The 13,558-nt window shown below is 72.7% G+C and carries 13 protein-coding genes; 7 read left to right on the top strand and 6 right to left on the bottom strand.

Going from position 1 to position 13,558, the window contains the following annotated elements; translation table 11 throughout:
• Positions 1-30 precede the first annotated feature (30 nt).
• Positions 31-798: a LysR family transcriptional regulator substrate-binding protein gene (locus tag ACZ52C_RS19785; RefSeq protein WP_469075938.1), complete on the bottom strand. Its 768-nt coding sequence runs from the start codon at positions 796-798 to the stop codon at positions 31-33.
• Between the two features lie 94 nt (positions 799-892).
• On the opposite strand from ACZ52C_RS19785, the gene ACZ52C_RS19780 reads away from it, so the two are divergent.
• Complete coding sequence (locus ACZ52C_RS19780) at positions 893-1,294, top strand: DUF5997 family protein (RefSeq protein WP_469075937.1); 402 nt, start codon at positions 893-895, stop codon at positions 1,292-1,294.
• Positions 1,295-1,719: 425 nt separating this feature from the next.
• Complete coding sequence (locus ACZ52C_RS19775) at positions 1,720-3,327, top strand: hypothetical protein (RefSeq protein WP_469075936.1); 1,608 nt, start codon at positions 1,720-1,722, stop codon at positions 3,325-3,327.
• 57 nt (positions 3,328-3,384) lie between these two features.
• On the opposite strand, the gene ACZ52C_RS19770 is transcribed toward ACZ52C_RS19775, so the two are convergent.
• Positions 3,385-4,125, bottom strand: a complete 741-nt coding sequence (locus ACZ52C_RS19770) for a VOC family protein (RefSeq protein WP_469075935.1) — start codon at positions 4,123-4,125, stop codon at positions 3,385-3,387.
• A gap of 122 nt (positions 4,126-4,247) precedes the next feature.
• Here ACZ52C_RS19770 and argC point away from each other — a divergent pair, with 122 nt between their 5' ends.
• From argC to ACZ52C_RS19745, 5 genes are read left to right on the top strand one after another with little or no spacing between them, the layout of a single operon-like run.
• Positions 4,248-5,276, top strand: coding sequence for an N-acetyl-gamma-glutamyl-phosphate reductase (gene argC / locus ACZ52C_RS19765; RefSeq protein WP_469075934.1), 1,029 nt, complete (start codon positions 4,248-4,250; stop codon positions 5,274-5,276).
• Positions 5,273-6,427: a bifunctional glutamate N-acetyltransferase/amino-acid acetyltransferase ArgJ gene (argJ, locus tag ACZ52C_RS19760; RefSeq protein ID WP_469075933.1), complete on the top strand. Its 1,155-nt coding sequence runs from the start codon at positions 5,273-5,275 to the stop codon at positions 6,425-6,427. Before argC ends, argJ begins: the two co-directional genes overlap by 4 nt.
• Positions 6,424-7,338 carry an acetylglutamate kinase gene (argB, locus tag ACZ52C_RS19755; RefSeq protein WP_469075932.1) on the top strand — a complete coding sequence of 305 codons (915 nt, stop codon included), beginning with the start codon at positions 6,424-6,426 and terminating at the stop codon, positions 7,336-7,338. Before argJ ends, argB begins: the two co-directional genes overlap by 4 nt.
• On the top strand, positions 7,335-8,552 hold the full coding sequence (locus tag ACZ52C_RS19750) for an acetylornithine transaminase (RefSeq protein ID WP_469075931.1): 1,218 nt from the start codon (positions 7,335-7,337) through the stop codon (positions 8,550-8,552). Before argB ends, ACZ52C_RS19750 begins: the two co-directional genes overlap by 4 nt.
• A gap of 7 nt (positions 8,553-8,559) precedes the next feature.
• Entirely contained in the window at positions 8,560-9,108 is a 549-nt protein-coding gene (locus tag ACZ52C_RS19745) for an arginine repressor (RefSeq protein WP_469075930.1), read from the top strand.
• A gap of 199 nt (positions 9,109-9,307) precedes the next feature.
• Here ACZ52C_RS19745 and ACZ52C_RS19740 read toward each other — a convergent pair whose 3' ends face one another.
• From ACZ52C_RS19740 to ACZ52C_RS19725, 4 genes are all read right to left on the bottom strand, one after another.
• A complete protein-coding gene (locus ACZ52C_RS19740) occupies positions 9,308-10,099 on the bottom strand; it encodes an FAD:protein FMN transferase (RefSeq protein ID WP_469075929.1) in 792 nt (263 codons plus the stop codon).
• A 4-nt stretch (positions 10,100-10,103) separates the two neighbouring features.
• Positions 10,104-11,210 (bottom strand): FMN-binding protein, encoded by a 1,107-nt coding sequence (locus tag ACZ52C_RS19735; RefSeq protein ID WP_469075928.1) that lies wholly within the window; start codon positions 11,208-11,210, stop codon positions 10,104-10,106.
• Positions 11,211-11,366: 156 nt separating this feature from the next.
• Complete coding sequence (locus tag ACZ52C_RS19730; protein ID WP_469076152.1) at positions 11,367-12,704, bottom strand: ferredoxin reductase family protein; 1,338 nt, start codon at positions 12,702-12,704, stop codon at positions 11,367-11,369.
• A gap of 168 nt (positions 12,705-12,872) precedes the next feature.
• Complete coding sequence (locus ACZ52C_RS19725; RefSeq protein WP_469075927.1) at positions 12,873-13,460, bottom strand: pyridoxamine 5'-phosphate oxidase family protein; 588 nt, start codon at positions 13,458-13,460, stop codon at positions 12,873-12,875.
• Positions 13,461-13,558 lie beyond the last annotated feature (98 nt).

Raw genomic sequence — 13,558 nt, 5'->3', positions numbered from 1 at the left:
CCGCGCCCCCAGATGGGGCCTGCGGCCCAGCTATGAGCGGCGGCGGGGCTTTCCGGGCCTGCCGCCGCTCTTGGAGTTCCTGCCGCCGGACGAGCCGCCCCGGGGGGTGCGGGCGGCCGGCTTGCCCGTGCCCGGGCGCTTGGGCTTCTGCTGCGGCTTCTTCTCCTCCGCGGGCTTGGCGCGGCCCCGCGAGCTGTTGACCGTGCGGCCCCGGACGATGCCGATGAAGTCCTCGACCATGTCGGTGGTCGCGTCCTGCGGCCAGGACAGGGCGACACGGGACTCGGGGGCGCCCGTGAGCGGGCGGTAGGTGAGATCCCTGCGGTGGTGGAGCCGGGCCAGCGACTGGGGGACGACGAGCAGTCCGATCCCGGCCGCCACCAGCTCGATCGCGTCCGCCGTGGTGGCGGGGCGCTCGAACGCTGGTTCTCCAGGCGGGTGCTCCCAGTCGAGGGTGTCGTCCAGGGGGTGCAGGACGACCTCGTCCGCCAGGTCCTCGGTGGTCACCTCGTCGACCGCCGCGACGACATGGTCCTTCGGGGCCACGACCACCGTGGTCTCGGTGTAGAGGGGGATCGCGCTGAGGTCGGTGTCGTCCACCGGCAGCCGCACGAAACCGGCGTCGGCACCGCCGTCCCGGAGCAGGCCGAACGCCTCGGCGGCGGACACCTGGAGGAGGGTCAGGGGGATGTCGGGCAGCCGCTCGTTCCAGATCCGCACCCACTTGGCGGGCGTCACCCCCGGCACGTACGCGAGCCGGAACGAGGGGAACGAGGAGGATGCTTCCGAGCCTGTCACGTCACCAGGCTAACGGGCGGCCGGACGGGCCCGGTCGCCGCCGGTGGGGAGCCGGGTGGTCGGCGGTCGCGCAGGCGCTCGATACCCTTGACCCATGACGTCGCACCAGACCACCCAGACCATGAAGCCCGCCACCGCGGCGAAGAAGCTGGGTGTGTACCTCCAGGCCACGCCCGCCGAGTTCCAGGAGGGCGTCGTCTCGCGCGCCGAGCTGAGCGCGCTACAGACCGACCCGCCGGCCTGGCTGGAGGAACTGCGCCGCAACGGCCCGCACCCCCGCCCGGTGGTCGCCGAGAAGCTGGGCGTCTCCATCGCCGGGCTCGCGCGCGGCGGAGTCACCGAGCCCCTCACCACCGAGCAGATCGAGGCGCTGAAGCAGGACAGCCCCGAGTGGCTGCGCAAGGAACGCGCGACCCAGGCCGAGGTCCGCAAGGAGGGCGCCCGCATCAAGAAGCGCAACGCCGAGCGAGCGGACCGATCGGACGACCGGAGCTAGCGCGGACGGACGAGGGCGAGGGCCGACGCCCGACGTGGGTGACCGGCTGACGTGGTGACGGCTGATGTTGACGCGGGCTGACGCCGACGGGGGCGGCGGCGGATGTCGACGCAGGCGATGGGCTGACGCCGATGCAGGGGGTTCGGCCGGTTCCCGGACGGGCCTGTCGGTGGCCACGGGCCGGCGCGACGGCCGACGGACGAGGGCCGCGACCGACGCGTGCGACGGCTGACGCGACGCGGGTGACCGGCTGACTTAGCTGACGCTGACGCGGGCGGCGGCCGATGTCGACACAGACGACGGCCGACGCGGACGCGGGTGGCGGCCGATGCCGACGTGGCCGACGGGGCGATGTCGCCGCAGGCCATGGTCGCGCGGTGAAAATCGTGGGCCGTGGGGCAGGGGGCCGGGGCAGGATGCCCCCTGTGCATCCTCTTCTGCGCGGGCTCGCCGCCAATCCCGGTCTGTCGGTCGCGCTGGTCGACCGGCTGCTCGGGCTCGCGGACGCCGACATCGACGACGAACTCGCCTGCCGCGACGATCTCAGCCGGGCGCAGGCGATCACGCTGGCCTCGCGGGACGAGGGCAACGGGGTGCGCCTGGCGTACGGGGGCGCCCTGACCGCCGCCGACGTCGATCCCACGGCGCGGCCACGCGTCGCCCTCGCCCTGCTGGACGAAGGCGTCGGCGACCCGGCGTGGGCCCGCCTCCTCGCCGCCTCCGAGGCCGTCGAACTCCGGGAGAGACTGGCCGCCTGCCCCGGCCTGCCGCCGGACGTGGTGGAGACCCTCGCCGCGGACCCGGACGTACGCGTCGTCGCGGAGCTGGCCCTGTGGGCCGAGCCGGACATGGCCGCCCGCCTCGCCGCGCACCCGCACGCCGAGGTCCGCCGCGCGGCGGCGGCCAACGAGGCGACGCCACCGGAGGCGTTGGCCGCCCTCGTCGGCGGCGAGGCACCTCCAGCCCGGCACTGCCTGGTCTGCGACCGCGAGGAACCGCCGTTCACCCACGCCCCCGACTGCCCGCGGCTCGACTGCGATCTGCGGGCGGGCGCCTCCTGCGACGGCTCCCACGAATCCACCGTCCTCGACATCCTGCGGGCGGCCCTGGAGAACCCGGCCACCCCGGCGGAGGCGGTCGCGGACTTCGCCGACCACCCGTCGGCGCTGCTGCGCTGGGCGGTCGCCGCCCGTCCCGGCCTGCCCCCGCAGGCGTACGCCCGGCTCGCCGAGGACCCCACGCCGGGGGCGCGCGCCGACCTCGCCGCGAACCCCTCGATCGACGCCACCGCGATCCGTGCGCTGGCCCACGACAGCTCCCCCGATGTGCGGCGCGCGCTCGCGCACAACCCGCGCGTGCCGCTCGACGTCCTCACCGAGCTGGCCGCCAGCACCCGGATCGGTGCCGTGCCGCTGCCGCGGATCGCCGCCGCCACGGCCGCCGAGGTCGAGGAGCTGGCCCGGTCGCCGCGCGCCGCCGTACGCGCGCTGGTGGCGAGACGGCGTGATCTGCCCGCCGGTGTCCGGGACGCGCTGGCCGACGATCCCGACGCCAAGGTGGTCACGGCCGTCGCCGCGCACCCCGGTCTCTCCGAGGCCCGGCTGCACACCATGGTCGACCGGCACGGCGTCCAGGTCCTCACCGGCGCGGCGGCCAACCCGGACGCGACCGGGGCGTTCCTGGAGCGGGTGGCCCGGCACCGGCCGCCGGTGCGCAAGGCGCTGCGGGAGATCGCCCGGCACCCCCGCGCGACGGCCTCCGCGCTTCTGCCGTGCCTGGCGGACGAACGGGCCCGGCCCCTCGCCGCCGGTCACCCGGCCCTCCCGCCGACGGTCGTCGTCGAGCTGCTCTCCGACCCGGCGGACCCGGTGGTGGAGGCGGCGGCCGCCAACCCGTCCCTGCCGCTCGCCGTGATGGCGGAGGTGATCGAGGACGTGATCGAGGAGCTGACCGGCGGGCCGGCCGACCGGGACACCACGGCCCGGACCATCCGGGACACCCCGGCCCGGCCCGGCCCGGACCAGGGCGTGTGAGCGGTCGGGGGAGAGCGCGGCGGGGGCGACGGCCCGGCGGTGGCCGCGGCTCCCGCGTCAGGACGGCGCGAGGACGCAGAACTCGTGGCCCTCCGGGTCGGCCAGACAGGTCCACGGGACGTCGCCCTGGCCGAGGTCGAGGTCGGTGGCGCCGAGGGCACGCAGCCGGGCCACCTCCGCCGCCCTGTCGTCACCGGGCGACGGCAGCAGGTCGAGGTGGACGCGGTCCGGCACGGTCGCCGCGTCGGCCGTACGGAGGAACTCCAGGTAGGGGCCGACCCCCGCGGGCGAGCGCAGCGTGGCCTGCGCGTCGGTCACCTCGTGCGGGGCCCAGTCCGTCGCCTCGCCCCAGAACCGGGCCATGGCCCGAGGGTCCGCGCAGTCGACGACGACCGCCGCGATCGGCCCGGTGTCCCGGTAGACCTCCCGGGGCTCCAGCACACAGAACTCGTTGCCCTCGGGGTCGGCGAGGACCGTCCACGGCACGTCGCCCTGGCCCACGTCGGCGGGCGTCGCGCCGAGCGCCCTGAGCCGTGCGACCAACTCCACCTGATGCGCCTCGGAGGTGGTGGCGAGATCGAGGTGCGTACGATTCTTCGTCGCCGTCTTGCCTTCCGGGACGGGGACGACGTCGACCCCCAGCACGACCGGGTCCGGCCAGACGAGACCGCCGGCGGGCCCGACGTAGGTGGTCACGCCGGGGCTGTAGGCGGTCCAGCCGAGCGCCTCCGCCCAGAACCGGCCGACGGCCCCGGCGTCGAGGGCCTTGATGTTCACGTGGACGGGTCGCAGCGCCATGCGGGCGATCCTATGCGCCGGCGTGACCGACCCGGGGCGAGCGACAGAGCCCCTCACCCCGACCAAAGATTGCATAAACGTGCAGCGAAACGTATAGTCATGCCATCCAAGAGGAGGGTTCCATGGCGGTACGTGTGGCGGTGGCGGGAGCGAGTGGTTATGCGGGCGGCGAAGTGCTGCGCCTGCTGCTCGCCCACCCCGAGGTCGAGATCGGTGCACTGACCGGCAACTCCAACGCGGGCCAGCGCCTGGGCGCGTTGCAGCCGCATCTGCTGCCGCTGGCCGACCGGGTGCTCCAGGAGACGACCGCCGAGGTGCTCAGGGGCCACGACGTGGTCTTCCTCGCGCTGCCGCACGGGCAGTCCGCGGCCGTGGCCGAGCAGCTCGGCCCGGAGGTGCTCGTGGTCGACATGGGCGCCGACTTCCGGCTGAAGGACGCGGCCGACTGGGAGAAGTTCTACGGCTCGCCCCACGCCGGGACCTGGCCCTACGGTCTCCCCGAACTGCCGGGTGCCCGCGCCGCGCTGGAGGGGTCCAAGCGCATCGCGGTACCCGGTTGCTACCCCACGGCCATCACGCTGGCCCTGTTCCCGGCCTACGCGGCGGGCCTCACCGAGAACGAGGCCGTGATCGTCGCCGCCTCCGGCACCTCCGGCGCGGGCAAGGCGCCCAAGGCGCATCTGCTGGGCAGCGAGGTCATGGGGTCGATGACCCCGTACGGCGTCGGTGGCGGCCACCGGCACACACCCGAGGTGATGCAGAACCTCGGCGGCGTCGCGGGCGAACCGGTCACCGTGTCCTTCACGCCGACCCTCGCGCCGATGTCCCGCGGCATCCTCGCCACGTGCAGCGCGAAGGCCAGGCCCGGCGTCACCGCCGAGACCGTGCGCGCCGCGTACGAGAAGGCCTTCGCCGACGAGCCCTTCGTCCATCTGCTCCCCGAGGGACAGTGGCCCGCCACGGCGTCCGTCCACGGTTCCAACGCCGTTCAGATCCAGGTCGCGTACGACGAGGCCGCGGGCCGCGTCATCGCGATCAGCGCCATCGACAACCTCACCAAGGGCACCGCCGGCGGCGCCCTCCAGAGCATGAACATCGCCCTCGGACTCCACGAGACGACGGGGCTTTCCACGATCGGAGTCGCACCGTGAGCGTGACGGCAGCCAAGGGGTTCACGGCGGCGGGCATCGCCGCCGGGATCAAGGAGAACGGCAACCCGGACCTGGCCCTCGTGGTCAACACCGGGCCCCGCCTCGCCGCCGCCGGCGTCTTCACCTCCAACCGCGTGAAGGCCGCACCGGTCCTCTGGTCCGAGCAGGTGCTGAAGGGCGGCCGGGTCTCCGCCGTCGTCCTCAACTCCGGTGGCGCCAACGCCTGTACGGGCCCCAAGGGCTTCCAGGACACCCACGCGACCGCCGAGAAGGCCGCCGAGGTCCTCGACGGGCACAGCGCCGGCGAGATCGCCGTCGCCTCCACCGGCCTCATCGGCGTCCTCCTGCCGATGGACAAGCTGCTGCCGGGCGTGGAGACGGCCGCCGCGCAGCTCTCCGAGCACGGCGGTGAGAAGGCCGCCATCGCCATCAAGACCACCGACACCGTGCACAAGACCTCCGTCGTCACCAAGGACGGCTGGACCGTCGGCGGCATGGCCAAGGGCGCCGGCATGCTCGCCCCCGGCCTCGCCACCATGCTCGTCGTGCTCACCACCGACGCCGACCTGGAGAGCGACGTCCTGGACGAGGCCCTGCGGGCCGCCACCCGGACCACCTTCGACCGCGTCGACTCCGACGGCTGCATGTCCACCAACGACACCGTCCTGCTGCTCGCCTCCGGCGCCGCCGGAGTCGTCCCGGACCACGCGGAGTTCGCCGAGGCCGTACGCCAGGTCTGCGACGACCTCGGACAGCAGCTCATCCGGGACGCCGAGGGCGCCAGCAAGGACATCAAGGTCGAGGTCGTGAACGCGGCGACCGAGGACGACGCCGTCGAGGTGGGTCGCTCCATCGCCCGCAACAACCTCCTCAAGTGCGCCATCCACGGCGAGGACCCCAACTGGGGCCGTGTCCTGTCCGCCATCGGCACCACCTCCGCCGCCTTCGAGCCGGACCGTCTCAACGTCGCCATCAACGGCGTCTGGGTCTGCAAGAACGGCGGCGTGGGCGAGGACCGCGACAACGTCGACATGCGCTACCGCGAGGTGCACATCGTCGCCGACCTCGCCGCCGGGTCCGAGACCGCCACCATCTGGACCAACGACCTCACCGCCGACTACGTCCACGAGAACAGCGCCTACTCCTCATGAGCAACACACCCGCGCGGAAGCACACCGCCCTCCCCAAGGCCCAGATCCTCATCGAGGCGCTGCCCTGGCTGGTCCGGCACAACGGCAGGACCGTCGTCATCAAGTTCGGCGGCAACGCCATGATCGACGAGGACCTGAAGGCCGCGTTCGCCCAGGACGTCGTCTTCCTGCACCACGCCGGCATCAAGCCGGTCGTCGTGCACGGCGGCGGCCCGCAGATCAGCGCCGCCCTCGACCGGCACGGCATCGTCAGCGAGTTCAAGGCCGGCCTGCGCGTCACCACCGAGGACGCGATGGACGTCGTCCGCATGGTGCTCGCCGGGCAGGTGCAGCGCGAGCTGGTCGGCCTGCTCAACCAGCACGGGCCGCTGGCCGTGGGCCTCACGGGCGAGGACGCGCACACCATCACCGCCACCAAGCACCAGCCCGAGATCGACGGCGAGTTGGTCGACATCGGGCGGGTGGGCGAGATCACCGCGATCGACACGGGCGCGATCGAGGCACTGCTCGCCGACGGCCGCATCCCGGTCGTCTCGTCGATCGCCCGCAGCCAGGACGACGGACATGTCTACAACGTCAATGCTGATACGGCGGCTGCGGCACTCGCTGCTGCTCTGGGCGCCGAGACCCTCATGGTCCTCACCGACGTCGAGGGCCTCTACGAGGACTGGCCGAACAGCGACGAGGTGATCAGCCGCCTCACCGCTTCCCAACTGGAGAAGCTGCTGCCGGAGTTGTCCTCCGGCATGGTGCCGAAGATGCAGGGCTGCCTGCACGCCGTACGGGGCGGTGTCAACACCGCCCGCGTCATCGACGGCCGAGTCCAGCACTCGATCCTGCTGGAGATCTTCACCGACGAGGGCATCGGCACGATGGTCGTGCCCGATGCGGAACAGGGGGACGCCGAATGACCGCCAACGAGGAGCTGACCCAGCGGTGGCAGGGCTCGCTCATGAACAACTACGGCACCCCGAAGCTCTCCCTGGTCCGCGGGTCGGGCTCCCGGGTGTGGGACGCCGACGGCACGGAGTACGTCGACTACGTCGGCGGCATCGCGGTCAACGCGCTGGGCCACGCCCACCCCGCGGTCGTCGAGGCCGTCAGCAACCAGATCGCCTCCCTCGGCCATGTCTCCAACCTGTTCGTCGCCGAGCCGCCCGTCGCGCTCGCCGAACGGCTCCTGGAGCACTTCGGGCGCGACGGCAAGGTGTTCTTCTGCAACTCGGGCGCCGAGGCCAACGAGGGCGCGTTCAAGATCGGCCGGCTGACCGGGCGGACCCACATGGTCGCCACCGAGGGCGGCTTCCACGGCCGGACCATGGGCGCCCTCGCCCTCACCGGCCAGCCCGGCAAGCAGACCGGCTTCCACCCGCTCCCCGGTGACGTCACCCACGTCCCCTACGGCGACGCGCAGGCCCTCGCCGCGGCCGTGACCGAGGAGACCGCCCTCGTCATCATCGAGCCCGTCCAGGGCGAGAAGGGCGTCGTCGTCCCGCCGGCCGGTTATCTGAAGGCCGCGCGGGCCATCACGGCCGCCACCGGCTCGCTGCTGGTCCTCGACGAGGTGCAGACCGGTATCGGCCGGACCGGGCACTGGTTCGAGTACCAGGCCCATGAGGGCGTCCTGCCGGACGTCGTCACCCTCGCCAAGGGCCTCGGCGGCGGACTGCCGCTCGGGGCGACCGTCGCCTTCGGCCGGGCGGCGGACCTCCTGCAGCCCGGTCAGCACGGCACGACCTTCGGAGGGAACCCGGTCGCGTGCGCCGCCGGACTCGCCGTCCTGGAGACCATCCGCGCGGAAGGGCTGCTGGAGAACGTCAAGCGGCAGAGCGAGAAGCTGCGGAACGGAATCGAGTCCCTCGGCGACCCGATGATCGACCACGTCCGTGGCGCGGGTCTCCTGCTGGGTATCGTGCTCACCGAGCCCCTCGCGCCCCTGGCGCAACAGGCCGCTCAGGACGCCGGTTTCCTGGTGAACGCGCCCGCCCCCGATGTCGTACGGCTGATGCCCGCGCTCAACATCGGTGACGCCGAGGTGGACGCCCTCCTCCAGGCGCTGCCCGGCATCCTCGACGCGGCGCGGGCGGCGCACGAAGCCAGTGGGGACGGACGAGCCGGAGAATGAGACGACGATGAGCCAGGCGCAGGAGCACGACCAGGCGGGGCCCGCGGTGCCGCAGACCCGTACCGCACGCCATCGGCGGATCGTGGACATCCTCAACCGGCAACCCGTGCGGTCGCAGAGCCAGTTGGCGAAGCTGCTGTCCGACGACGGGCTGAGCGTCACGCAGGCGACGCTCAGCCGGGACCTCGACGAGCTGAACGCGGTGAAGATCCGCAACACCGACGGCGACCTGATCTACGCGGTGCCGAGCGAGGGGGGTTTCCGTACGCCCCGGGCGCCGCTGGGGGAGTCGGCGAAGGAGGAGCGGATGCGGCGGCTCTCCGCGGAGCTGCTGATCTCCGCGGAGGCATCGGCGAACCTGGTCGTGCTCCGCACCCCGCCGGGCGCGGCCCAGTTCCTCGCCTCGGCCATCGACCAGGCGGAACTCCACGACATCCTGGGCACGATCGCGGGCGACGACACGCTGCTCCTGATCAGCCGTGATCCGGTGGGGGGCCAGGCGTTGGCGGACCATCTGCTGCGGCTCGCCCAGAACGGGAACGGCCACGTGCACTGAGCCGACGGGGGCGGCTACGGGGAGGGGCGGTTCGCGGGGACGCCGGGTGCGGGTTGTGCGTGGCTGGTCGCGCAGTCCCCCGCGCCCCTTTGGCGACCGGTGGCTTCCCGTGGCACCCCGCAAGCGCCGGTGAGCGACACCCCGGCCGGGCCAGCGGCAGCACCGGCTCACGGTCCTGCCCCTGTCGACCCGGGCCCGTTCAGCCCAGGCGCGCCGCCAACCCGCCCGTGCAGCGGACCTCGTCGCCTGCCGTGATCAGTAGGGCCTCCGCGTCCGGCAGGGACTCCAGCCAGGCGAGACCCTCACGGGAGCCCATGGCGAACGCGGCGGTGGCCCAGCAGTCCGCCCAGGTGAGGCTGGGGGCCACGACCGTCACCGAGACCAGGTCGGTCACGGCGGACCTGCCCGTGCGGGGGTCGACGATGTGCGCGCCCCGCTCCGCCGTACCCGACGTGGCCACGGCCAGCCGATCCGCGCCCGCGGCCGTGACGACCGCCGCCAGCCCCCCGGGCCGGAGCGGATCCGCGACACCCACACGCCACGGCCGGTCCGGACCGGGCACACCGCACAGCTGCACATCACCACCCCCGTTCACGCTCACCCCGACCGCCCCGGCCTCGACCAGCCGCAGTGCGGCCCGCTCGGTGGCCCACCCCTTCACCAGGCCGGTCGGGTCGAAGCGGCCCTCGTACGTCGCGCTGAACCAGCCGTCGCTCGACCGCTCGGCCTCCGCGCACAGATCGAGCACCTCGGCGACCTCGGGATCGCACTCCTCGATCGTCGCCTCGCCCCGGGCGAGCCGGGAGATCTGGCTGTGCTCGCGATAGGTGCTGAACACCTCGTCCACGGCGTGGAGTCCGGCCACCGCCTCCTCCAGCGCGGCCCTGACCGCCCCGGGCTCGCCTCCCCGGATGTCGAAGGAGAAGACGGTGCCCATGACCTCCTCGGCGTGCCGCAGTGGGGACGGCGCGGCCCCGGCGGGTACGGCCACCGGGTCAGCCGGCCTGGTCCAGAGCGGACTGGAGGGACTGCTTGTAGCCACCGCTGGTGTACGTGGCGCCTGAGACAGCATCGATGTCAGCGCTCCCTGCCGAGACGGCGTTCTGGTTGAGCTCAGGAATGGCGGTGCTGCTGATCTGGGTCGACCGGCCGCCGCTCGGCTGTTGCAGCGCCTCGGCGTTGGTGATCTTGCCGTCGATGACCGTGACCCGGACCTGCACCGGCCCGTAGTCCGTCTTGATGGCGGAACCGGTGAGCACCTGGGTGCCCGTCGCCTGCCCGGCCCCGGCTCCCGCCCCGGCCCCGGAGTCCCCGCCGTCCTCGGCGCCGCCGCCCGCGCCCTGCGAGCCGCCCGCCTCGACGTCGGAGCCGGAGCCCTGCGCCTTGTCGGCCTGGTCCAGCGCGGACTGGAGGGACTCCTTGTAGCCGGCGCTGGTGTAGGTGGCGCCCGAGACCGCGTCGATCTCGGCGCTGCCGGCCGCCACGGCCGCCTGGTTGAGCTTCGGCACCGAGTCGCCGGTGATCTGGGTGGAGCGGCCACCGCTCGGGGCCTGGATCGCCTCGGCGTTGGTGATCTTCCCACCGCTGACCGTGATCCGGACCTGCACCGGCCCGTAGTCGGTCTGCACGGTGGTCCCCGTCAGCACCTGGGCGCCGGAGTCCTGCGCCTTGCCGGCCTGGTCCAGCGCGGACTGGAGGGACTCCTTGTAGCCGGCGCTGGTGTAGGTGGCGCCCGAGACCGCGTCGATCTCCGCGCTGCCCGCGGCCACGGCCGCCTGGTTGAGCTTGGGGATCGCGTCGCCGCTGATCTGGGTGGAGCGGCCCCCGCTGGGCTGCTGCACGGTCTCGGCGTTGGTGATCTTGCCGCCGTTGACGGTGATCCGGACCTGCACCGGCCCGTAGTCGGTCTGGACGGCGGTGCCCGTGAGGGTCTGTGCGCCCGCCGCCACCCCGCCCTGTGCCGAAGGAGCGCCCCCTGCCGCTCCGGCCTGTACCGAACCGGCCGGGTCGGAGGCCGGCTTCAGCGACAGCAGCAGCACGATGCCGGACACGGTGGCGGCGGTGGCGAGCAGGGTCCGCCGGATGGGGTGGCTCTTCTTCATCGCTCCTTCAGCTCCTGAAGTGTGAGGTCTCGCGGGGGAGACCTGTGGGGCGAACCCGCGGGAAATGGTGGCCAGAAGTCGGGGTGGGGCAGGTCGTGGTGACCGACGGCCGGAACAGTCGGCCGGGTGGGGATCCGGGGCGAGCGGTCCCGTCGCTCACATCTCGAACGACTCGTGATGGATGCGCCGGGTCGGGACACCCGCGCCGCGCAGGGCCTCGTACACGCCCTGGGCGAAACCGGGCGGACCGCACAGGAAGACGTCGTGGCTCTCGATGTCCGGGATCTTGCGGCGCAGGGAGTCCGGCGAGATGTCCGGGCGTTCGCCGTCCGGGCTGTTCACCGCGTACATCAGCCGCGCCCCGCGCTCCTCCGCGATCTGCGCCAACTCGTCCCACAGCGCCAGGTCCTGGGTGGTGTTGGCCCGGTAGAGCAGGGTCAGGTCACCGGCCGCGCCGGGCAGCGTCTCGAACAGGGCTCTCATCGGGGTGATGCCCACCCCGCCGGCCACCAGCAGCACCTTGCCCCGGCTGCGCTTGCCGGCCGTGAGCGCCCCGTACGGGCCCTCGGCCCACACCCGGGTGCCGGGCTCCAGGTCGCGCAGGGCCGAGCTGTGGTCGCCGATCGCCTTGACCGTGATGCGCAGCATGTTGGGGCGGGGGGCCGCCGACAGCGAGTACGGGTGCGAGCTGAACCGCATGCCGGGGGCGAGGAACCGCCAGCGGAAGAACTGCCCGGCCTCCGCGCCCATCCGGTGCAGCTTGCGCCCGCTCATCAGCACGGAGACGATCCCGGGCGCCTCCTCGATGACCGCCTCGACCCGAAGCCGGTGCCGCAGGTTGAGCCGGATCGGCGTGATGATCCGGTACCAGAGCACCAGCGCGGTCACCGACCCGTACAGCGCGTACCAGCCGGTCTTCGCGGCGGGTGTGACGGCGAACTCGTTGCCGGTGGAGATCTGGTGCCAGAACGTCAGGAACGTGGCCGCGTACGTCAGCAGGTGGGTGTGGTACCAGAGGTCGTACGGGATCCGCTTGCGCACCGGACCGATCGACATCAGCCCGATGAGCACCAGCAGACCGGTGCCGATGGCGGCCTTGCCCATGTCCGGCAGCTGGTTGATGGAGTCGATGGTCTGCTGCACGATCGCGGTGTGGGTGAGACCGGCCTGCAGCGCGTACCCGTACATCGTGAGGACGACGTGCGCGACGACCAGGCAGAGCGTGTAGCGGCCGGTCATCGCGTGCCAGCGGGCGACCCGGTCGGAGCCGACCCGGCGTTCCAGCGCGGGCACCCGGGCCATCTGGAGGACCACCAGGGCCATCATGTAGCCACCGAGCAGACCGGTGATCCGGCCGGCGTTGACCATCTTGCTGCCCTGGTCCGCGATGGAGGGCGTGTTGTCCCACCACAGCCACACCACCGCGGCCACGCCCGCAAAGAAAACGGTCAGCAGCGGGACTGCGGGGGAGCGGCGAGGTCGGATGCGGCGCATCGTCTGGCGGCGCGCGGCGCGACCTCCGGCGATCGTGGACACGGTTCCTCCGTGGTGGGCTGGACCCTTGGCCCACACGTACGTGCAGCGAGTGCCGTGTGTTCAACCGCGTGAACAACTGTTGTGCGGAACGATCCGTATCGGAGAGCGCGCCCGCGTCCCACGCCGTCAGACGGCGGACGGCGGCAGCGGCAGTGGCAGCCCCGGGAGGCCGTCCATGCTGGTCGCGATGTGATCCTTGGAGCTGAAGTAGGCGCTGAGCGACGCGTCGTCCTCGCGCGCGAAGCGCCGGCCGTGCAGGTCGCGCTCCTCCTCGTACGCCATGAACGGCACGGCGTAGCCGCAGCTGTCGCGGATCTGCTGGGCGCGGACCACGATGATCGCACGCAGGCCGTGCGGGGTGGGGTCGATGTCGGGGAAGCGGGCGAGGAGTTCGGCGAAGCGGGCGTCGTCGCGGAAGACGGCCTCGCCCGTGCCGTGCACGCGGACGACGGTGGGCGGGCCCTGGAAGGCGCACCACATCAGGGTGATCCGGCCGTTCTCGCGCAGGTGCGCGATCGTCTCCGCGTGGGAGCCGGCGAAGTCCAGGTAGGCGACGGTGAGTTCGTCGAGGACGACGAACGAGCCCTTCAGGCCCTTGGGGGAGAGATTGATCGTGCCGTCGGCGGCGAGGGGCGCCGACGCGGTGAAGAACAGTGGCTGTGCCTCGATGAACGTACGCAGGCGGCCGTCGATGCGCTCATAAGTCTTTCCCATGTCTAACGATTATCGACGGAAACGCTTCGGCTGTCTAACGAATTTGCCGCCGGAACGCGAATTTCGGGTGGACCCCACCATGGGGTCCACCCGGAACC

This window comes from Streptomyces sp. NPDC034049 (genome assembly GCF_055575575.1).
The sequence above is the reverse complement of the archived record's forward strand: the minus strand, read 5'-3'. Positions and strand labels throughout refer to the sequence as shown.